The sequence below is a fragment of the Burkholderia sp. JKS000303 genome (assembly GCF_002563755.1).
Lineage (GTDB): Bacteria > Pseudomonadota > Gammaproteobacteria > Burkholderiales > Burkholderiaceae > Burkholderia > Burkholderia anthina_B.
This window is the reverse complement of the sequence record NZ_PDBZ01000004.1, coordinates 163,812-184,969: the sequence shown is the minus strand read 5'-3', so window position 1 is coordinate 184,969 and position 21,158 is coordinate 163,812. Positions and strand designations below refer to the sequence as shown.

The 21,158-nt window shown below is 64.0% G+C and carries 17 protein-coding genes; 13 read left to right on the top strand and 4 right to left on the bottom strand.

The annotated features are described in order from the left end of the window. Positions 1-128: 128 nt before the first annotated feature. The 4 genes from BX604_RS34045 to BX604_RS34030 all read left to right on the top strand — a co-directional run bounded on the left by BX604_RS34045 (position 129) and on the right by BX604_RS34030 (position 2,870). Positions 129-851 (top strand): tetratricopeptide repeat protein, encoded by a 723-nt coding sequence (locus BX604_RS34045; protein WP_175800955.1) that lies wholly within the window; start codon positions 129-131, stop codon positions 849-851. Positions 852-890: 39 nt separating this feature from the next. Continuing rightward, complete coding sequence (locus BX604_RS34040; protein WP_059450416.1) at positions 891-1,466, top strand: peptidylprolyl isomerase; 576 nt, start codon at positions 891-893, stop codon at positions 1,464-1,466. 88 nt (positions 1,467-1,554) lie between these two features. Then, a complete protein-coding gene (locus BX604_RS34035) occupies positions 1,555-2,046 on the top strand; it encodes a peptidylprolyl isomerase (RefSeq protein WP_098555643.1) in 492 nt (163 codons plus the stop codon). A 23-nt stretch (positions 2,047-2,069) separates the two neighbouring features. Then, a complete protein-coding gene (locus BX604_RS34030; RefSeq protein WP_098555640.1) occupies positions 2,070-2,870 on the top strand; it encodes a UDP-2,3-diacylglucosamine diphosphatase in 801 nt (266 codons plus the stop codon). Between the two features lie 39 nt (positions 2,871-2,909). On the opposite strand, the gene cysE is transcribed toward BX604_RS34030, so the two are convergent. Beyond that, complete coding sequence (gene cysE / locus BX604_RS34025; protein ID WP_098555637.1) at positions 2,910-3,698, bottom strand: serine O-acetyltransferase; 789 nt, start codon at positions 3,696-3,698, stop codon at positions 2,910-2,912. 251 nt (positions 3,699-3,949) lie between these two features. Further along, positions 3,950-4,774: an RNA methyltransferase gene (locus BX604_RS34020; protein WP_098555634.1), complete on the bottom strand. Its 825-nt coding sequence runs from the start codon at positions 4,772-4,774 to the stop codon at positions 3,950-3,952. A gap of 280 nt (positions 4,775-5,054) precedes the next feature. On the opposite strand from BX604_RS34020, the gene BX604_RS34015 reads away from it, so the two are divergent. From BX604_RS34015 to galU, 6 genes are all read left to right on the top strand, one after another. Then, complete coding sequence (locus BX604_RS34015; RefSeq protein ID WP_098555631.1) at positions 5,055-5,858, top strand: inositol monophosphatase family protein; 804 nt, start codon at positions 5,055-5,057, stop codon at positions 5,856-5,858. Positions 5,859-6,170: 312 nt separating this feature from the next. Continuing rightward, positions 6,171-7,793 carry an NAD(P)/FAD-dependent oxidoreductase gene (locus tag BX604_RS34010; protein ID WP_098555628.1) on the top strand — a complete coding sequence of 541 codons (1,623 nt, stop codon included), beginning with the start codon at positions 6,171-6,173 and terminating at the stop codon, positions 7,791-7,793. A gap of 826 nt (positions 7,794-8,619) precedes the next feature. Beyond that, positions 8,620-9,660, top strand: coding sequence for a lipopolysaccharide biosynthesis protein (locus tag BX604_RS34000; protein WP_098555623.1), 1,041 nt, complete (start codon positions 8,620-8,622; stop codon positions 9,658-9,660). 125 nt (positions 9,661-9,785) lie between these two features. Further along, complete coding sequence (locus tag BX604_RS33995) at positions 9,786-10,787, top strand: polysaccharide biosynthesis/export family protein (protein ID WP_257146499.1); 1,002 nt, start codon at positions 9,786-9,788, stop codon at positions 10,785-10,787. Position 10,788: 1 nt separating this feature from the next. Continuing rightward, positions 10,789-13,110, top strand: coding sequence for a glucans biosynthesis glucosyltransferase MdoH (mdoH, locus tag BX604_RS33990; RefSeq protein WP_098555617.1), 2,322 nt, complete (start codon positions 10,789-10,791; stop codon positions 13,108-13,110). Positions 13,111-13,516: 406 nt separating this feature from the next. Then, on the top strand, positions 13,517-14,401 hold the full coding sequence (galU, locus tag BX604_RS33985) for a UTP--glucose-1-phosphate uridylyltransferase GalU (protein ID WP_098555614.1): 885 nt from the start codon (positions 13,517-13,519) through the stop codon (positions 14,399-14,401). A gap of 655 nt (positions 14,402-15,056) precedes the next feature. Here the strand turns inward: galU and BX604_RS33975 are convergent. Beyond that, positions 15,057-15,809, bottom strand: a complete 753-nt coding sequence (locus tag BX604_RS33975) for an SDR family NAD(P)-dependent oxidoreductase (protein ID WP_098555609.1) — start codon at positions 15,807-15,809, stop codon at positions 15,057-15,059. 20 nt (positions 15,810-15,829) lie between these two features. On the opposite strand from BX604_RS33975, the gene BX604_RS33970 reads away from it, so the two are divergent. The 3 genes from BX604_RS33970 (at position 15,830) to BX604_RS33960 (ending at position 20,631) form a co-directional block, all read left to right on the top strand. Continuing rightward, on the top strand, positions 15,830-16,534 hold the full coding sequence (locus tag BX604_RS33970; protein ID WP_098555606.1) for a TetR/AcrR family transcriptional regulator: 705 nt from the start codon (positions 15,830-15,832) through the stop codon (positions 16,532-16,534). A 187-nt stretch (positions 16,535-16,721) separates the two neighbouring features. Continuing rightward, complete coding sequence (gene mutS / locus BX604_RS33965) at positions 16,722-19,379, top strand: DNA mismatch repair protein MutS (protein ID WP_098555602.1); 2,658 nt, start codon at positions 16,722-16,724, stop codon at positions 19,377-19,379. Further along, on the top strand, positions 19,360-20,631 hold the full coding sequence (locus BX604_RS33960; RefSeq protein ID WP_098555600.1) for a hypothetical protein: 1,272 nt from the start codon (positions 19,360-19,362) through the stop codon (positions 20,629-20,631). Before mutS ends, BX604_RS33960 begins: the two co-directional genes overlap by 20 nt. Here BX604_RS33960 and BX604_RS33955 read toward each other — a convergent pair. Continuing rightward, positions 20,611-21,153, bottom strand: a complete 543-nt coding sequence (locus BX604_RS33955) for an FKBP-type peptidyl-prolyl cis-trans isomerase (RefSeq protein WP_098555597.1) — start codon at positions 21,151-21,153, stop codon at positions 20,611-20,613. The genes BX604_RS33960 and BX604_RS33955 overlap by 21 nt on opposite strands. Positions 21,154-21,158: the final 5 nt, after the last annotated feature.

Genomic DNA, 21,158 nt, shown 5'->3' with positions numbered 1-21,158 from the left:
TGGGGCGGTCAGGCTGCAAGCACAGCGGTGACGGCCACGAGAGGCAAAAGAAAGACTGTCTGCGGCTCGCCGGAACGCGCAGACGTTTTGTTAGAATGGCTCGGAGTATAACATTCCGATTTACGCCTATGAAACCTCATCGCGGCCGCGCGCCGAGCGCTGCGACCCTCGTTGCGACCGCCGTCATGGGCGTCGCGCTGGCGCTTTTCGCAGCCCCTGCGGCATATGCGCAAAAGGCCCCGGCCGTCGCCGACGGTACCCCTGAAATCGACGCGTCGATCGCCGGCAAGCAGTGGCAACAGGCGCTCGCGCAGCTCGACGCCCGCATCGCGTCGAACCCGCACGACGTGCAGGCGCAGTTCAAGCGCGGCACCGTGCTCGCGCGCCTGAACCGCGATGACGACGCGATCCAGCAATTCGTCGCGATCACGCAGGCGTATCCCGAACTGCCCGAGCCCTACAACAACCTCGCGGCGCTCTACGCGAAGCACGGGCGCTACGACGAAGCGCGCAGCGCGCTCGTCACCGCGACGCAATCGAACCCGAGCTACACGCTCGCGTACGAGAACCTCGGCGACCTGTACCTGCGCCTCGCGGCCGCATCGTACAAGCGCGCACAAGCGCTCGGCCACACGAGCGGCGCGACGGCCCAGCGCCTCGCCGATCTGCAGAAGATCATCTCGCCGCCGAAGCCCGCCGCGAACGCGCGCGCCATCACGCCGGCAACGCGCGATTACACCGACCGCGCCGCCGCGAACGTAGGCACCACCACGCTGCCGATGTCGCCGACGTTCCAGTTCAACGGGCCGTCGGGGGCGCTGGCGGCGCCGTATGTCGCGCCGTCGCAGTAAGCGGCGCGCCCTTTCTTCCCTCCCAACCTGAGGATCGCAATGAAACGTCTGTTGCTGGCGCTTGGCGGCGCCGCCCTTCTCGCGACCGCGCCCGCGTTCGCGCAATCGGCTACCGCGCACCCCGTCGTGCAGCTGAAGACCTCGCAGGGCGACATCCGCGTCGAGCTCTACCCGGAGAAGGCACCGAAGACGGTCGCCAACTTCCTCGATTACGTGAAGGCCGGCCAGTACAACGGCACGATCTTCCATCGCGTGATCAAGGGCTTCATGATCCAGGGCGGCGGCTACAAGACCAACTTCGAGGAGAAGCCGACCCGCGCGCCGATCCCGCTGGAAAGCCGCAATGGTCTGAAGAACCTGACCGGCACGATCGCGATGGCACGCACGAGCGATCCGAATTCGGCCACCGCGCAGTTCTTCATCAACACGGTCGACAACAGCGGCCTCGACTACCCGAACCCGGACGGCAACGGCTATGCCGTGTTCGGCAAGGTCGTGTCGGGCCTCGACGTCGTGAAGAAGATCGAAGGCGTCGCGACGACCTCGCGCGGCCCGATGCAGGACGTGCCGGCTCAGCCGGTCGTGATCGAATCGGCCAGCATCGTCTCGAAATAAGCACCTGCCGGCACGTCCGGCGCCACACGCGGCCGCGTCGCACGACCGGCCGCGTGCCATTTAAACCGCCTTACCGAAGGAATTCATCATGGTTGAACTGCACACGAACCACGGCGTGATCAAGCTCGAGCTCGACGCCGCGAAGGCACCGAAGACGGTCGAGAACTTCCTGAACTACGTGAAGAAAGGCCACTACGACGGCACGGTGTTCCACCGCGTGATCAACGGCTTCATGATCCAGGGCGGCGGCTTCGAGCCGGGCCTGAAGCAGAAGCCGACCGACGCGCCGATCGACAACGAAGCGAACAACGGCCTGAAGAACAACAACTACACGGTCGCGATGGCGCGCACGAACGATCCGCATTCGGCAACCGCACAGTTCTTCATCAACGTGAACGACAACGACTTCCTGAACCACTCGTCGCCGACGCCGCAGGGCTGGGGCTACGCGGTGTTCGGCAAGGTCGTCGAAGGTCAGGACGTGGTCGACAAGATCAAGGGCGTCAAGACGGGCAACGCAGGCTTCCATCAGGACGTGCCGGCTGACGACGTCGTGATCGAAAAGGCCGTCGTGGTCTGACGCGCGGTAACGGAGGCACTTCGATGTTGCAGGAAAGTCCGCCGCGAAGCGTCTCCGCGGGCGTGCCCGGCGAGCGCGAATACGCGCAAGCCGCACGCCCGTTCCTGTTTCTCTCCGATCTGCATCTGAGCGAAGCGACTCCGAAGACGGTCGCCGCGTTCGAGCATTTCGTGAAATACACAGCCGACAACGCCGATTCGGTGTTCATCCTCGGCGACCTGTTCGAATACTGGATCGGCGACGACATACTCGACGACGATCCGTTCGCGGCACGCATGGCCGCGCTGATGCATACGTTCTCGGAGCGCGGGATCGCGCTCTACGTGATGCACGGCAACCGCGATTTCCTGCTCGGCCGGCGCTTCATGAAGACGGCCGGCGCGATGCTGTTGCCTGATCCGGCGCTGATCATGGCATTCGGCCAGCGCATCGTGCTCGCCCATGGCGATGCGCAATGCACGGCCGATCGCGGCTATCAGGTATTCCGGCGGTTCGCCCGCAATCGCGTCGCGCAGTGGCTGTTTCTCGCATGGCCGTTCCGCTGGCGCCGCGCGCTCGCGCAGCGGATGCGCTCGAACAGCGAAGCGGGCCGGATGCGCCCCGCTTTGTCGATCTATGACGTCACACGTGAAGGCGTGGCCGCCCTGTTCCGGAAAAGCCGGGCAAACGTGATCATCCACGGCCATACGCACCGCCCTGCGCGGCACGTCGAACCAGAGGGAATTCGCTGGGTGCTGCCCGACTGGGATCTCGACCACGGCACGCCGCGCGGCGGCTATCTGCGCGTCGATGCGGAAGGCATCCAAGCGATGCCGCTCGACTGATGCAAACCGCGCATGCCGGCGCCGCCGACATGCGCGGCGTTACGACTGCTGCTCGACCGACTGGCGCTCGACCGTCTTGCCTTCCAGCACCGCCGACAGCCGGCGCAGGTCCAGACGCGCCGCATCCGCACCCTGCAACGTTTCCAGATGCGTGCCGAGTTGCTCGAGCGCCGCGACGATTTCGTCGACGCGCCGGCTTTCCTTCGCCGCGTGATCGATCAGGCCGTGAACCGCGAGCGACATCGGATCGTCGGCATTCGGCGTGATCCCGTATGCGCAGAACGCGGCGCGCTCCGGTTGCGGCTTCGGCTGAGCCGGCATCACGATGCGCGCCGGATTGCCGACCGCCGTGCCACCTGCCGGCACCGGCTTCACGACGACTGCGTTCGAACCGATCTTCGCGCCCGCGCCGACCGTGAAACCGCCGAGCACCTTCGCGCCCGCGCCGACGATCACGCCGGCCTCGAGTGTCGGATGGCGCTTCGCGCCGCGCGTGAGCGACGTGCCGCCGAGCGTCACGCCCTGATAGATCGTGCAGTCGTCGCCGATGATCGCCGTCTCGCCGATCACGACACCCATCCCGTGATCGATGAACACGCGCCGGCCGATGGTTGCGCCCGGATGGATCTCGATACCGGTCAGGAAGCGCCCGGCCTGCGACGCGAAGCGTCCGAGCCAGTAGCGCTTTGCGCGCCAGCACGCGTGCGCGAAACGATGCAGGACGAGCGCATGCAGCCCCGGATAACAGGTCAGCACTTCCCAGGCACTGCGAGCGGCGGGATCCCGCTCGCGAATCGTCGCAACGTCTTCGCGCAGTCTAGTGAACATGATCTGATCGGGGAAAAGGCCGGCGTGCCCCGCCGGCGATGGCCGGCCGTTATCGCACCGGGTAATTTGCTTATGACGTTCGGCGATTGTAGGGCCAGTCGCGCGCGGCCGCACAGCCTCGCGCGTTCACCCCGCCGCCGGCGCGGGTATTCGCGCCGGACGCTTGCGGCGAAGGCGCTCCCGGACCGGGCAGCGAACCGGCGCGGGCCGGAAACGCCATGTTCGCGGCGTCCGGCATGCGCGCCAACCGCTCAAGCGTCGCCGTCGTGCGTACCGGACTTCAGCAGGATGTGCTTCGCGATGCCGCGCAGGATGTTGACCTCCTCGCGCTCGAGGCTCGTGCGCGCGAACAGCCGCCGCAGCCGCGGCATCAGCTTCTTCGGATTGCGCGGGTCGAGAAAATCGAGCGCGATCAGCGCGTTCTCGAGATGCGCGTACATCCGCTCGATCTCGTCGCTCTGCGCGAGCGTGCCGACCTCGGCCTGCGCCGGCTGCGACGACTCGCTGCTCTGCCCCAGGAACGCGACGCGCAATTCGTACGCGAGCACCTGGATCGCCTGCGCGAGGTTCAGCGAACTGTAGGCCGGGTTCGCCGGGATATGCGCGAGTGCGCTGCACTGCTCGACGTGCTCGTTCGCGAGACCCGTGCGCTCGTTGCCGAACACGAGCGCGATGTCGCCGGCGCCGACCTGCATGCAGGCCTGCTCGGCGGCGGCGCGCGGCGCAAGGCGCGGCGGCCCGTATTCGCGCGTGCGGGCCGTCAGCGCAATCGACCAGTGAACGCCGGACAGCGCGTCGCCGAGCGTGGGCACGACATGCGCGGACGCGAGGACGTCGTCCGCGCCGCTCGCCATCGCGACCGCCTCCGGGTCGCTCTGCACGTGCGGCACGCGCGGCGCGACCAGCACGAGTCGCGAAAAACCCATCGTCTTCAGCGCACGGGCGGCCGCCCCGACGTTGCCGGGATGGCTTGGCTCGACGAGCACGAAGCGGGTGGACGTGAAGCCGCCCGACGGCGGCGGGGACGTGGCCGCGCCCGATTCGGACGGTGCGGCGGTGTTCTGCGGAGTTTCCACTACGATACGATTCGGTTCATCAGAATGGCAGTATGGTATCGCCATCGCCCCTGCAAACCCACTCGTCCGGACGGACAGTGGGGTTTCCCCGCATTCCGGTCACCTGAAACTCTCGAAAATCGGGTAAAATCATGCGTTTACGCGTCGCATCTCGTGCGACGCGGGTCGTACCCCGCTCTTTGTCAATTTGCGTCTCATCTCGCCAGGCACGTTTGCGCCGTTCCGGGCGGGTTGTTCCACTTCGTGGCGGCTCGTGCCGCCGGCTACAGGATTCAGGCTCATGCATCCCATGCTCAACATTGCTGTCAAGGCTGCGCGCCGCGCCGGACAGATCATCAATCGTGCCTCCCTCGATCTCGACCTGATCGAGATCCGCAAGAAGCAGCAGAACGACTTCGTCACCGAAGTGGACAAGGCCGCCGAAGAGGCGATCATCGAGACGCTGAAGACCGCCTACCCCGACCACGCGATCCTCGCGGAAGAATCGGGCGAATCGGAGAACGAATCCGAATTCAAGTGGATCATCGATCCGCTCGACGGCACGACCAACTTCATCCACGGCTTCCCGTACTACTGCGTATCGATCGCGCTCGAGCACAAGGGCGTCATCACGCAGGCCGTCGTCTACGATCCGAACAAGAACGACCTGTTTACGGCCACCCGCGGCCGCGGCGCCTACCTGAACGACCGCCGCATCCGCGTCGGCCGCCGCGACCGCCTGTCGGACGCGCTGGTCGGCACGGGCTTCCCGTTCCGCGAGAAGGACGGCCTCGACGCCTATGCGCGCCTGTTCACCGAAATGACGCAAGCATGCACGGGCCTGCGCCGCCCGGGCGCCGCGGCACTCGACCTCGCGAACGTCGCGGCCGGCCGTCTCGATGCATTCTTCGAGCAAGGCATCAACGTGTGGGACATGGCAGCGGGCAGCCTGCTGATCACCGAGGCCGGCGGCCTCGTCGGCAACTACACGGGCGACGCCGATTTCCTGCATCGCCATGAGATCGTCGCCGCGAACCCGAAGATCTACGCGCAAATGATCCCGCTCCTGAACCGCTACAGCCGCCTGCACCCGGCAGCGGAGTAAGCCCGAGCCGCGCCCGTGCGGCGCGGCTTTCGCGCGAACCACTCGCCGGTACCGTCATGATGGAGCGCCTGCCGCCGTTCGATTGCGCCGAGGGATAACGATGTTCCCCACGCAAGAACCGCTTCAGGCGCCTATCCTGACATTGCGCGAGTCGTCCGGCCTGGTCAGCATGCTGCAGCTCGCCGCGCTTTTCCCGGCACCCGCCGGGTTGTCTGCGGAATGCCCGCGCAGCGAATCACGCCGTCATCGGCATGCCGGCCCCCGCCCGTCTCAACACCGCCACGACTTCGTGGCAACCGTATCCGAATACTCATGTTACGGCTAAGCGAACTTAAACTCCCTCTCGACCACCCCGAAAGCGCTCTCGAAGCCGCGATTCACGCGCGCCTCGCGGAACTGGGCGTGGCGGCGGACGGGCTCCTCCGTTACACGGTGTTTCGCCGCGCGCACGATGCACGCAAGCGTTCCGACATCAAGCTCACGTATATCGTCGACGTCGAGGTCAAGGACGAAGCGGCCGTGCTGCCGCGACTCGCCGGCACGCCGCATTGCGGCGTGACGCCCGACATGGCGTACCACTTCGTCGCGAAGGCTCCCGAACACGGCAACTTCCTGCGCCCGGTCGTCATCGGCATGGGGCCGTGCGGCCTCTTTGCAGGACTGATCCTCGCGCAGATGGGCTTTCGTCCGATCATCCTCGAACGCGGCAAGGCCGTGCGCGAGCGCACCAAGGACACGTTCGGCCTGTGGCGCAAGAGCGTGCTCAACCCCGAGTCCAACGTGCAGTTCGGCGAAGGCGGGGCCGGCACGTTCTCCGACGGCAAGCTGTACAGCCAGATCAAGGATCCGAACCACTACGGTCGCAAGGTGCTCGACGAATTCGTCAAGGCCGGCGCACCGGAGGACATCCTGTATCTGAGCCGGCCGCACATCGGCACGTTCCGCCTCGTCAGCATGGTGGAAAAGATGCGCGCGACCATCCACGAACTGGGCGGCGAAGTACGCTTCGAAACCCGGGTCGAGGACATCGAAATCGAGCAGGGCAAGGTGCGCGCGCTCAAGCTGTCGAACGGCGAAACGCTGCAATGCGACCACGTGGTGCTGGCCGTCGGCCACAGCGCGCGCGACACGTTCGAGATGCTGCATGATCGCGGCGTCTACGTCGAAGCGAAGCCGTTTTCGCTCGGTTTTCGGATCGAACACCCGCAGGGGCTGATCGATCGCAGCCGCTTCGGCAAGTTTGCGGGCCACAAGCAACTCGGTGCGGCCGACTACAAGGTCGTCCACCACTGCAGCAACGGACGGGCGGTCTACAGCTTCTGCATGTGCCCCGGCGGCACGGTGGTCGCGGCGACCTCCGAGCCGGGTCGCGTGGTCACCAACGGGATGAGCCAGTATTCGCGCGCGGAGCGTAACGCGAACGCGGGTATCGTCGTCGGCATCACGCCGGAAGACTATCCCGGCGGCCCGCTGGCGGGCATCGCGTTCCAGCGCAAATGGGAAGAGCGCGCGTTCGAACTCGGTGGCGGCGACTACAGCGCACCGGGGCAGCTGGTCGGCGATTTCATCGCGGGCCGGCCATCGACGTCGCTGGGTTCCGTGGTGCCGTCGTACAAACCCGGCGTGCATCCGACCGATCTCAGCACCGCACTGCCCGACTACGTGATCGAAGCCATTCGTGAAGCGTTGCCGCAGATCGACAAGAAGATCGCCGGCTTCGCGATGCACGATGCGGTGCTCACCGGCGTGGAGACGCGCACGTCGTCACCGATCCGGATTCGCCGCAAGGACGACTACCAGAGCGTGAACACCGCAGGGCTCTACCCGGCCGGCGAAGGCGCTGGCTATGCGGGCGGCATCTATTCGGCGGCCATCGACGGCATCGAAGTCGCGCAGGCCGTGGCGCTCGACCTGATGTCGACGCTCACGTCCTGAGTTGCCGGAAAGGCTCGGCACACGTTGTTCGCGTGCCGAGCCGAACCTGACAACACGACATGGGGCGCCTGCGTGGCGTCATCACGCCCGCGAGGCGAACCGCGCGTAGCGGTCGCCTCGTTAAAACCATCGGAAAGCAGTGAGCTGAACGAAAAGCCGACCGCGCCATTGCGGATCTTCCCGGCCCGAGCACACTCGCCTTCGTGTCAACTCCTCCGGCTGCAAATACCCTCCTCCTGGCTCGCGCACCAGACGACCTCCCGGTCATCACCGCGCACGATCCCCCTCCGCAGCTGAACTTCGCGCGCGTTCGCGCCTGCCTGCCACGACCTCGATAACCCGCGCACGGCCATCGCGCGCATGGCGATCGGGCGCGGCAACACGGTATTCATCGAGCCATCCATGCGTCGCCCGAACTCCACCCAATCCGGGCGTCTCGACTGGTCTCCCGATTACTGACAACAACCTGTCGTCACGCGCACGCCACAGCGCGGACGCATGCTCTTTGACACCATGAGGGATTTCCCTCAATAATTATTCGTTTAATTCAGCACCCTCATCATCTCGCATGATTCACGATCGAGCACCTGCGATTGCAGCGCGCCCACTGTGAAAACAGGGAAACCCCACCCGCAATATTTTAGAAAGACCATCGAACATTTCTGAAAACAATCAGAAAGACAAATACAATTCTTACACAATCATTTAGAAAGACTAATTTATCAGCTTATAAAGATGCAGAAAGCATAAATTAATTTATCTTTCTGCGCGCATTGAGATGCAAGCCCCCTCAATGCGGACAAGTTTTTACAGACCGTCGGGGATTATGAAAGCGTTTCGCCAGCCACTCTTTTGGGTCATTGTCGGGATCCCAAACCTTCTCTGCATCATCTACTTCCTGCTGATCGCGTCGCCCGTCTACGTCTCGACGGCGTCCCTCATCGTCTACAAACCCGTCCAGGCATCGGAAAGTCTTTCGTCGATGCTCTCGGGTGCCGGTGGCGGCAGTTCGACTGAAGGCGCATATATCGTCAAGGATTATGTCGGCTCATGGGACGAATACCGGAACGTAGCGAAGACGATTAATCTTTACGACCATTTTGGTCAAGGCGACTTCGTCAGCCGATTCGGCGGATTTTCTACAATCTTCAGAAAAAACGACGTCACGCTTTGGCATTACTACCAGAGTCGCGTAAATGCCGCAATCGACCAGAACAGCGGAATCGTTTCGTTGTCGATTGAAGGTTATTCCCCGGTTCTTGCCGCTGCGATTGCGCAAAAAATCCTGGGCGATGCGGTGCATCATATCGACGATATGAACCAGCAGCAGGAAACCGACTACATCAAGAATGCGGTGGACCGGCGAACCTCGATCGAGGCCAAACTGAAGAGCGACGAGGCCGCACTCGCGGCCTACCGCACGTCGACCGGCATGCACGACCCGTCCGAGTTGTACAACGCCAACCTGGCGCTGCTGAACTCGCTGACCGAGCAAAAGACCCGGATGTCCGCACAGTACGATGCGATTTCGAAAGCGACGCCCAATAACCCGGTCGCCAAAAACATGATGTCGGCGATGGCCGCCGTTCAAGAAAAGATCGCGAGCACGGAAAACGACGGTAAAACGCTTTCACGACAGGCCGCGCATTATGACGAGTTGACGGTCGCGCGTGACAACGATATCTCCCTGTTGCACGAAGTCGAAACCGCGGTCCAGCAGGCGCAACTGAACGCGATGAAGAACAAGTATTACCTGAACATCATCAGTGCGCCCTCGAGCCCCCACTCACCTGAATTGCCGCGACGACTGGAATGGATCGGCGGTGTATTGCTTGCCACTCTCGTTCTGTGGGGACTGCTCCGATGAAACATTTCTCTCGCGCCACGCGCGTTGGCCTCGTCTGCACGGCGTTCGCGCTCTCGGCGTGCGGCACCCTGCCGTCCGCCGGCCCTTCGGTGTCTTCCGTGAAGTCGAGCCAGGACGTCGATATCGTGAACGTCACGCCGGTGCTCGCCCAGCGACGCGCAACGACCGAGGCAGCGTACCGTCAGACCACCCTTCAGCAATCGCTGGCATCGCTGTCCGGCGGGACGCAGCACGGGGAATTCACGTTCGCGCCCGGCGATGCATTGCATCTTCAGATGTGGACGATTTCACCGTGGCCCGGCTCGGATTCGCAACAGGGCGCCTCGAACGTCCCGTCGCCGATCGATCTCGGCGACTACACGGTCTCCGAGACCGGGATGATCGACCTCCCGTACGTCGGCGCAACGTCGATTCGAGGCCTGACGCTCGATGCCGCGCAAACCGCGATCGCGCATCGTTATGCATCGCTTGGCATCCTGCAGAGCCCGTCCGCAAAGATTTCCGTGACTGCGTTGCCGCAAGACAGCATCCTCGTCACCGGCGCGATCGGTGCGCCCAGGATCCTGCCTTGGACGCCGGCCGGCCTCTCGCTCGCGTCGGCCCTGACGCAGGCACTGGGGAACGGCGCCGATCTCATCGGATCGACCCCCGCACACAGCGATGACGGCGTCGCCACGCAGGTCACCGTGCTTCGAAAAGACGCATCCGTCACGTTGCCGCTCGACGAAGCATTGGCCCGGCAGATCGCGCTGGCCCCCGGCGACCGGGTCCTGGTCAAGCGCGCACCGCTCGTGCGCGTGACCGTGGTGGGCGGCGGCGTGCACAAGAACGGCGAGCTGGATTTCGCGCGCGCGCCCACGCTGGCCGAAGTGCTCGCGTCGGCGTCCGGCCTGGATGCCAACGCCGCCGACGATCACGCGGTGTTCGTCCTCGAAGAAGCGCCGCACGGTGAGCGCCCCGTTCTGTACGACTTCGCATGGAACAAACTCGAAGGGCTCGTCGCGTCTCATCGATTCCCGCTCAAGGACGGCGACATGGTCTACGTCGCGGAAGCGCCGATCGTCCCTGTCGAGCGCGCGGTGAACATCCTGTTCCAGCTTGCGGTCCCGGTCCAGGCCGCCAGGTGATATGACGTTCGACGCCTACATTGATCGGCTCGGCCTGCCCGCCGAAGAAGCCGATCGACTTCGCTCGTCAGTTCACACGTGGGACGACCTCCATGCGTGGCTTGAAGCCAAACAGGAGTCGGTGATCCAGCCGAAGCCGGAGCGGATCACCGTCGCCCCGCCGCCGCTGAACGTCTCGTGGAAGCACAACGTGTGGCGCCGATTCCGGCGCTCGCACGACCTGCACGCACCGATCGGCGAAGCGCCGGGCTGGGAGCAGGTCGTCGAGTATCGGCGCAGGGTGACGCTTGCGCTGACCCTCGTCACGACGGTGATCATTCTGATGCTGTCGGATTACACGCTGCGCGCGCAGGAGATGCCCGAGATCACGATCAAGATCTACCTCGTGATCTACGGGATCATGACCTGGTTCCTCGCGTCGAACTTCTTCAAGCTGTTACTCGGCACCTGGCACACGCTTCGGGGCCCGGGCAACAACCCGTGGCACCCGTCGAAGTCGGCGCGCGAGCCGCGCAAGGAAGCGAAGGTCGCCATCGTTTATCCGGTCTATCACGAAGACGTGCCGCGCGTTGCCGCCGGCATCGCCGCGACGTGGGAATCGATCGCGCGCGACTTTCCGGAATACTCCCACCATTTCGACAACTTCCTGCTGTCGGACAGCCGCAAGCTCGAGTACAACGTCGTCGAGCAAAGCGCCGTGCACAAGCTGCGCGAACGCTTTCCGCAAGCGCGCTTCTTCTACCGCCGTCGCCCCGTCAACCTGAACGCGAAGCTGGGCAACGTCACCGATTTTTGCCGTCGGTGGGGGAAAAAGTACGAATACATGCTCGTCATGGACGCGGACAGCATCATGGACGGCAAGGCGATCGTCGAACTCCTCAGGATGATGGAGGGCAATCAACGGATCGGTATCCTGCAGACCAACCCCAAGCCCGTGATGCGCCGCAGCTTGTTCGGCCGGATGCAGCAGTTCGCCGCCCGGCTGTACGGCTCGGTCTTTTCGTACAGTCTGCAGGCCATGTTCATGGGGCACGCATCCTACATCGGGCACAACGCGATGATCCGGATGAAGCCGTTCATCAAGTACTGCATTCTTCCCGAGCTACCGGGCAAGGCGCCGTGGGGCGGCAAGCCGCTCAGTCACGACATCATCGAATCCGCGATGATGGCGCGCGCCGGCTATGAGGTCTGGTTCCTTCCCGAGCTCGAAGGCAGCTACGAAGAGATCCCCGCCAATCTGCTGGGATTCCTGATCCGCGAACGCCGGTGGATGCAGGGCAACATGCAGCATCTTCGCTTCCTGTTCATCGACGGGCTTCGCTCAGTTCACCGGGAGACTTTCCTGAACGGGTCGGTGGGCTATCTGGCCGCGCCGCTGTGGGCGATGTTCCTCGTCGTGTCGGCCTACGGGATGGTGCATTTCCTGAGCAAGGGGCTCCTCGTGATCGGGTCCATCCGGCTGCTCGAAATGCCGATGATGATGCTGCTGATCTCGTCGCTGGTATTCCTGTTCATGCCGCGCATCCTGGCGTTCATCGTGCACGTGAAGCGCGATCGCGCCCGCGGGTTCGGCGGCAAGGACAAGCTCGCGTGGTCGCTGCTGCTCGAAACGCTGTTCTCGTTCTTCTTCTCGCCGATCATGATGATCTACGTCACGCGGTTCGTGTGGCTATGGCTCAAGCGGAAGAGCATCTCGTGGGGAACCCAGCAGCGCGACGACGAGCCGCTCCCCTGGTCCGACTGTTTCCGGCACTTCGGCTGGATCAGCGTGATCGGCGTCGTCTGCTGGGCGTCGATGGCCTATGCCGTGGACGGCATCTCGAGCAGTCGCGCGCTCGTCATCGAAGCGCTGTCCGGCAAGTGGGTGACGCCGAACGACATCATGCTCTGGTTCTTTCCGATCCTGGCCGGGTTCACGGGCAGCGTCTGGATTGCGCGCTTTACCAGCCTGTCCATCGACGGGATCCAGGCACGCAAGCTCTTCACCATTCCGGAAGAAACGTACAAGCCGCAGGTGATCGAGGACACGGTCCGCTGGGAGCGGGAACTGCGCCGCGACCTTCCCGATGCAGACGATCCGGAGGCCGTGATGGCGTATGCCACGCACGACATCGGCTTCTACATCAAGCACCGGCCCGAGACGCGCGTCAGGCCGCACGTCGCGCTGCGCCTGCTGCCGATGATCATGGACGGCAAGCGCCTGACCGGCAAAAACATGCTGCTTGCGCTGAGCGAACGGGGCTGTTTCGACGCGCTGCACATGATGGCGAGCCGGGCGCATGCGCCAGCCGACGCACGCCGCGCGCAACAGTCGACGCCGTGATCGACGACGTGCTTCGGGTCGCGGGCATCCGGCCGACGGCGGCCCGATGCCGCGCGACCGCCTTGCGTGTATGCGGGGCAGCGCCGGTCATGCGCCGCCCTCGCTCCCGCACGAAAATCCGGGTGGGACTGGCGCCTGTTCACGACGACCGGGGGTTATTGAATGGTCATTGCAGAACAGGTGGATTCCAGTATCCGTTTGATCCAGCCAGGTTGCCTGCCGGCTTTTCAATGGCGCGACACTTCAGTAGACTCCCGTTTCCGTTGGCGCGGTATTCGCGCGCCGGTTGAAAATCCCGCTTCATAATAAAACCCGACAGACCAATCATTTGGGTAGACGAAAGACGGTCGGATGCATTGCTTCTGCAATTCGCCGGAGCCGCGACGCCTCCTATCAGGAAAATGCAATGCTAAGAGTAACGAAAGCAGTTTTCCCCGTAGCCGGTTTAGGCACACGCTTTCTGCCGGCAACCAAGGCCAGCCCGAAAGAAATGCTGCCCGTCGTCGATAAACCGCTGATTCAGTACGCCGTCGAGGAAGCGATCGCCGCCGGGATCACCGAAATGATTTTTGTCACTGGCCGAAGCAAGCGTGCCATTGAAGATCATTTCGATAAATCGTACGAGGTCGAGGCTGAACTCGAAGCCCGCGGCAAAGAAAAACTGCTGAATCTCGTGCGCAGCATCAAGCCGCGCAACGTGGACTGCTTTTACGTACGCCAGCCCGAAGCGCTTGGTCTCGGGCATGCCGTGCTCTGCGCTGAAAAACTCGTCGGCGATCATCCATTCGCCGTCATTCTGGCCGACGACCTGCTCGACGGTGAGCCGCCCGTCATGAAGCAAATGGTCGATGTATTCGATCATTACCATAGCTCGATCATCGGCGTCGAAGAAATCCCGCCGTCCGATACGAAATCGTATGGGGTGGTCGACGGTAAAGAGTGGGAAGAATCGATCATCAAGATGTCCGGGATTGTCGAAAAGCCGGCACCCGATGTTGCGCCGTCCAATCTTGGCGTCGTCGGCCGCTATATTCTCAAACCGCGGATTTTCAAACATCTGCGCGGACTGAAACCCGGCGCGGGTGGCGAGCTTCAATTGACGGACGGGATTCAGGCGCTGCTCGCGGAAGAGCAGGTTCTCGCCTATCGGTATGCCGGGACCCGATACGATTGCGGCAGCAAGCTCGGCTACCTGAAAGCGACGGTCGATTTCGCGCTCCGCCACCCCGAGGTCGGAAGTGATTTCACGGCGTATCTGGCGGCACGGGCAGCCGCGACGCCGACCGAATGACCTGAAGGCTGATTCGATGTCGCCGGCATTCAGGATGCGTTCCGCGTCATCCCTTGCCGGGGCATCGGAAACACCGCGCCGCCGCCAGTCTATTCGGCGCCAATCCTGGCGTTGGAGTACTGAACGAGGACCCGCGTGTCCATTGCGCCCTTCCCTCGCCCCCCGGAACGACCAGCGCCCTTTACATCCGTCCCTGCACGTCGGGTTTCTGGCGCAGCGTCATCCGCCGCCCCATTCAGCGCGCCGCTGAAAAAGATAAAGACGCCCCGCGACTCGCCCCGCATCACACCGAAATACAATACTCGACGACCTTCGAATCGCGGGCCGAAACCGTCCGATCGGCGAACATCGGCCGTAATGACCGGGGCCACTGGTAAATCTCGGGCAACTCAAGCACCAACTTTACGCCGGATCCATGACCACGCTGTCGCCCGAGGCCTTTGCAGGTCACACCCCGATGATGCAGCAGTACCTGGGCCTTATCGGACGAGGCATTGGCGACAAAGCTACGCTACAACCTACGCCGATTTATCGATACCCTGATTCCGGCATGCCCAGAAAAACGTGAGCCGGCAAGCGCCCTATCGTCGATACGGCACTCGCCAAGCAATTCATCGCACGCCACGATGCAGGTGAAATGCGAAGCGGTTCAAGTTCACCACGGCAGACGACCATCCGCGTTCGAGAAGGTGCCGGTAGGCCCGTTCGCATCGAGAAGAGCCAAGCGAACCGGTTCACGCGCGGCGTCCTCTACCGAGCCAGCGCCAGGGGCGAAGTTGCTCAGGTCCGTTGCCGTGAAGCCCGGACACGCCGCATTGACCTTGACGTTCGTGCCTTCAAGCTCGATGGCAAATGCCTGCGTAACCGCGTTGAGTGCCGTTTTCGACGCCTGATAGACCCCGACGTACTGCCGCGAGTAGTCCGACGGGTTGTCCTTGAGCGTGAGCGACCCGCCCGCACTCGATACATTGACGATACGCCCGGCGGGTGCGTTGCGCAGGAGCGGTAACATTGCTTGTGTAACCGCGACTACCCCGAACACGTTCGTCTCGAACACGAAACGCAAGTCGTCCACCGTTACACGACCCACCTTGTCCGCCTCGCGCATTTCTTCGATTGGCGTGCCCGGCTTGATCGGCCGAGAGACTCCTGCGTTATTTACCAGTACATCAAGGCGCCCCATCGTATCTTCGATGTGCAATGCCGCCGCGCTGATCGACTTCTGATCTGTCACGTCGAGTTGAATCGCCTGCGCTTCGGATCCGACTGCCGTTGCAGCCGCCCGACCCAACTCAATGTTGCGTGCTCCGATGAGTACCTTGAACCCCTTCGCTGCCAGATCCTTGGCGATTTGAAGGCCGATACCCTTGTTTGCGCCTGTGACGAGCGCGACGGGAATGCTATGCATGTTTGCTCCGTTCGAGATGGATGGCAATAACCGATGCACGGACGGTAGAATATAACCGGAACATCGATCCGGTTACGACTATACGGAACAATGTTCCGTTTATCAACAGGAACAGTGCTTTGAGCAACGAGACAAACAAGTCCACAACCGACAATGTGTTGCGCCCGGTTCGAGCCGACGCACAGCGGAACATCGAGTCGCTTCTGCGAACCGCGCTTGAGGTATTCGACTCATCCGGGGTTGATGCGCCAGTGCGCGAGATCGCGAAAAAGGCTGGAGTGGGAATCGGCACGATTTATCGTCACTTTCCGAAACGCGCTGATTTGGTTGTAGCAGCGTTGCGCAGCGAAGTTGACGCTTGTGCAAACAAGGGAGCAGCTCTCGCGGCGACGCGTGCCGCTGGCAACGCGTTGGAGGAATGGATCGAATGCTATGTCGACTTCGTGACGACGAGGCGCGGCCTGGCAGCAGCCCTCAATTCAGCCGACCCGGCCCTCAAGGCTTTGCCAGCATATTTTCTTGACCGACTGCGTCCGGTCGTGCGCAGCCTTCTCGATACTGCAGCCGCTGCAGGCTACATTCGCACGGACGTCGAATCCGACGAACTTTTGTGCGCCGTGGCAGCCCTTTGTGCCCCGCTCGAATGTCCCGAGCCACCTGACGCGAGGCGTCTGGTGGCTCTGTTTGTCGACGGGTTGCGCTACGGTGCGGCCACACGGGGCTAACGACCGCCAATAATGAGGTTGCCCAGAGAAGTTTCATATCCGCCCCTCACAGACATGAAACTTCCTGCCGTGGTCGGCAACAGGCCGTCGTGATCTCAGGCATCTGGCCAAACGGCGAACTTCGCGCGTGCACGGCGTAGCCACTGGTAAACTCGGGCAACCAAAGCAACAACTTCACGCCTGACCTATGACCACGCTGTCGCCCGAAGCCTTCGCCGGCCACACCCCGATGATGCAGCAATACCTGCGCATCAAGGCCGATCATCCCGACACGCTCGTCTTCTATCGGATGGGCGACTTCTACGAACTGTTCTTCGACGATGCGGAGAAGGCCGCGCGCCTGCTGGACCTGACCCTCACGCAGCGCGGCGCATCGGCCGGCACACCGATCAGGATGGCCGGCGTCCCGCATCACGCGGTCGAACAGTATCTGGCGAAGCTCGTGAAGATGGGCGAATCGGTCGCGCTCTGCGAGCAGATCGGCGACCCGGCCACGTCGAAAGGGCCGGTCGAGCGCAAGGTCGTGCGCGTCGTCACACCCGGCACGCTGACCGATGCCGCACTGCTGTCCGACAAGAACGACGTCTACCTGCTCGCGATGTGCTCCGGCCACAACAAGCGCGGCGTCGCGGTCAATATCGGCCTCGCCTGGCTGAACCTCGCGAGCGGCGCGCTGCGGCTCGCCGAAATCGAACCGGACCAGCTCGGCGCCGCACTCGAACGAATCCGTCCGGCCGAGATCCTGACGGCGGACGGCGCGACCGACGCGGTGCCGGCGGGCGCCGGTGCGATCAAGCGCGTGCCCGCGTGGCACTTCGATATCGCGTCGGGCACGCAACGCCTGTGCGACCAGCTCGACGTCGCCGGGCTCGACGGCTTCGGCGCACACTCGCTGACGAGCGCATGCGGCGCGGCGGGCGCGCTGTTGCTGTACGCGGCCGCGACGCAAGGTCAGCAGTTGCGCCACGTGCGCAGCTTGAAAGTCGAGAGCGAAACGGAATACATCGGCCTCGATCCGGCGACGCGCCGCAACCTCGAACTGACCGAAACGCTGCGCGGCACCGAATCGCCGACGCTGTATTCGCTGCTCGACACCTGCTGCACGACGATGGGCAGCCGCCTGCTGCGTCACTGGCTGCATCATCCCCCGCGCGCGTCGGTCGCCGCGCAGTCGCGCCAGCAGGCGATCGGTGCACTGCTCGATGCGCCCGCGAACGCGAGCCTGGATGCCCTGCGCAGCGCGCTGCGCCAGATCGCCGACGTCGAGCGGATCACCGGGCGCCTCGCCCTGCTGTCCGCGCGGCCGCGCGACCTGTCGAGCCTGCGCGACACGTTCGCGGCCCTGCCGGCATTGCGCGAGCGCATCAGCGCGATCGTCGCGAACGCGGATGCACTCACGCGCGTCGATGCAGCACTCGCACCGCCAGCCGAATGTCTGGACCTGCTGACGAGCGCGATCGCGCCCGAGCCGGCCGCGATGGTGCGCGACGGCGGCGTGATCGCACGCGGCTACGACGCGGAACTCGACGAACTGCGCGACATTTCCGAGAACTGCGGACAGTTCCTGATCGATCTCGAAGCACGCGAGCGCGCGCGCACCGGCATCGCGAACCTGCGGGTCGAATACAACAAGGTGCACGGCTTCTACATCGAGGTCACGCGCGGCCAGACGGACAAGGTGCCCGACGACTATCGCCGTCGCCAGACGCTGAAGAACGCCGAGCGCTACATCACGCCCGAACTGAAGACTTTCGAGGACAAGGCGCTGTCCGCCCAGGAACGTGCGCTGGCACGCGAACGCGCGCTGTACGACGGCGTGCTGCAAGCGTTGCTGCCGTTCATTCCCGAGTGCCAGCGCGTCGCGTCGGCGCTCGCGGAGCTCGACGTGCTCGCCGCGTTCGCCGAGCGCGCCCGCACGCTCGACTGGGTCGCGCCCACCTTCACCGACGAAATCGGCATCGAGATCGAACAGGGGCGTCACCCGGTCGTGGAAGCGCAGGTCGAGCAGTTCATCGCGAACGACTGCCGGTTCGGCACCGAACGCAAGCTACTGCTGATCACCGGCCCGAACATGGGCGGTAAGTCGACGTTCATGCGGCAGACCGCGCTGATCGCGCTGATGGCGTACGTCGGCAGCTACGTGCCCGCGAAATCGGCCTGCTTCGGCCCGATCGACCGCATCTTCACGCGAATCGGCGCGGCCGACGACCTCGCCGGCGGCCGCTCGACGTTCATGGTCGAGATGACGGAAGCCGCGGCAATCCTCAACGACGCGACGCCGCAAAGCCTCGTGCTGATGGACGAAATCGGTCGCGGCACGTCGACGTTCGACGGCCTCGCACTCGCCTGGGCCATCGCACGCCATCTGCTCGCGCAAAACGGCTGCTACACGCTGTTCGCGACACACTACTTCGAGCTGACGCAACTGCCTGCCGAATTCCCGCAAGCGGCCAACGTCCACCTGTCGGCCGTCGAGCATGGTCATGGCATCGTGTTCCTGCACGCCGTCAACGAAGGGCCGGCGAACCAGAGCTACGGGCTGCAGGTCGCGCAGCTCGCAGGCGTTCCGGCACCCGTGATTCGCGCCGCGCGCAAGCATCTCGCGTATCTCGAACAGCAATCCGCCACGCAGCACACGCCGCAGCTCGACCTGTTCAGCGCGCCGCCCGCGGCAGCCGACGAATTCGAATGCGCGGATGCGCCGGCCCCGTCCGACGTCCCGCATCCGGCACTCGAAAAGCTGCGCGACATCGACCCCGACGATCTCAAGCCGCGCGACGCGCTCGACCTGCTGTACGAACTGCGCACGCTGGTCCGTTCGCACGATGCCGACGGGCACGCCTGACCGCATCCGGTCGGGCCGGCCGGCCCGCGCCGCCGCCGCGCTGGCCGCGGCGGTGCTCGTACTGGCGCAGGCCGGCGCGCTGGCCGCGCCGCCCAGGCGCGCGGCCCCGCCCTATTCGTTCGCGGTCATCTCGGGCGTCATCAGCGTGCCCGCCGACGAGCCGGCGGCGCAACGACTGCTCGATTCGATCGCGCGCGAGCGCAACCTGGCCTTCGTCGTCTATGCAGGCGACCTCAAGGGCGCGAAGGAAGCGTGCCGCGACTCGCTCTATACGCAGCGCGGCGCGATCCTGGACACGTCACGCGTGCCGCTGGTATTCATCCCCGGCCACGACGACTGGGTGACGTGCAGCACCGCGGCAGGCGGCAGCTACGATCCCGTCGAACGCCTGGACTTCCTCCGTCAGACACTGCTCGCCGATGCAGCGCTGCCCGAGGCCGGCGCGCTGCCGATCACGCGCGAAAGCGAAGTCGCCCGGTTCCGGCCGTATCGCGAGAACGCGCGCTGGATACACGACGACGTCGTCTATGTCGCGCTGAATGCACCGGCGCCGAACAACCACTTCCTGACGGCCGGCGGCCGCAACGGCGAATTCGAAGACCGCATCATCGCGAACAACTTCTGGATCGACCATGCGGCCGAATTTGCAAAACGGCGCGAAGCGCGTGCAATGGTGGTGATTTTCGAAGGCGATCCGCAGTTCGATCGCTACGATCGCTCGGAACGGTTTGCATGGTTGCGTTTCAACCGGCCGCGCGTGCGCGACGGCTTCCGTGAGCTGAAACGAACGCTGGTGAAGGCGGCAGCGGCATTCCGCGGCCCGATCCTGGTGATGCACGCAAGCAGCGAGCCGCTCGCGAACGGATTCCTGATCGATCGCCCGCTGCATGCGGACGACGGTGCGCTGGTGGGAAATGTGACGCGCGTCGCGATCGGACTGCGCCATCCGACGAGTCAATGGGTGAAGGTGAGCGTGTCGCCGGCCCGGCAGACGATCTTCAACGTGAGCCTGCAGGACGTGCCGAAGAACCTGCCGATTCCGCCCGCGCTACCGCTCGTGCCGCACGACGATGTCCCGTTGCCCCAGATGCCGGAAATTCCGGCGTTGCCGGCCCTGCCCGACTCGTCGTCGGTCGCGCCGCCGCTGCAAGGCGACGGCACGCTGCCGGGCGGTGCGTCGTGGCCCGCGCCGCCCGCTGCTTCAGGGCCGGCGCCGGGCCTGCCGGACAGTTCAGTGCAGGGTACGCCCTGACGGCGCGTCGCCGTCCTCGTCTTCGTCCTCGTCGACGATTTCCAGCCCTTCCGCGCCGTGCGCGTGCTCATGCTCGATCTCGTCTTCGGTCGCTTCGCGCACGTCCTTCACGGTGAGCGCAAAACGCAGCGCCATGCCCGCGAGCGGGTGGTTGCCGTCGAGCACGACCTTGTCTTCGGCGACGTCGGTGACCGTGTAGATCAGCGAATCGACTTCCTCGTCGCCGTCTTCCGGCGTGCCTTCGAACTGCATGCCCACTTCGAGCGGCTCGGGAAAACGATCGCGCGGCTCGATCTTCACGAGTTCGGGATCGTAGTCGCCGAATGCGTCCTGCGGTTCGAGCTGAACCTGCGCCTGATAACCCGGCTCCTGGCCGTCGAGCTGTTCCTCGATCTTGGGGAACGTGCCATCATAGCCGCCGTGCAGATAGACCATCGGCTCGTCGCTCTCCTCGATCAGATTGCCCTGTGCATCCGACAGCTTGTAAGTGACCGACACGACGGTGTTTTTTGCGATTTTCATCCAAT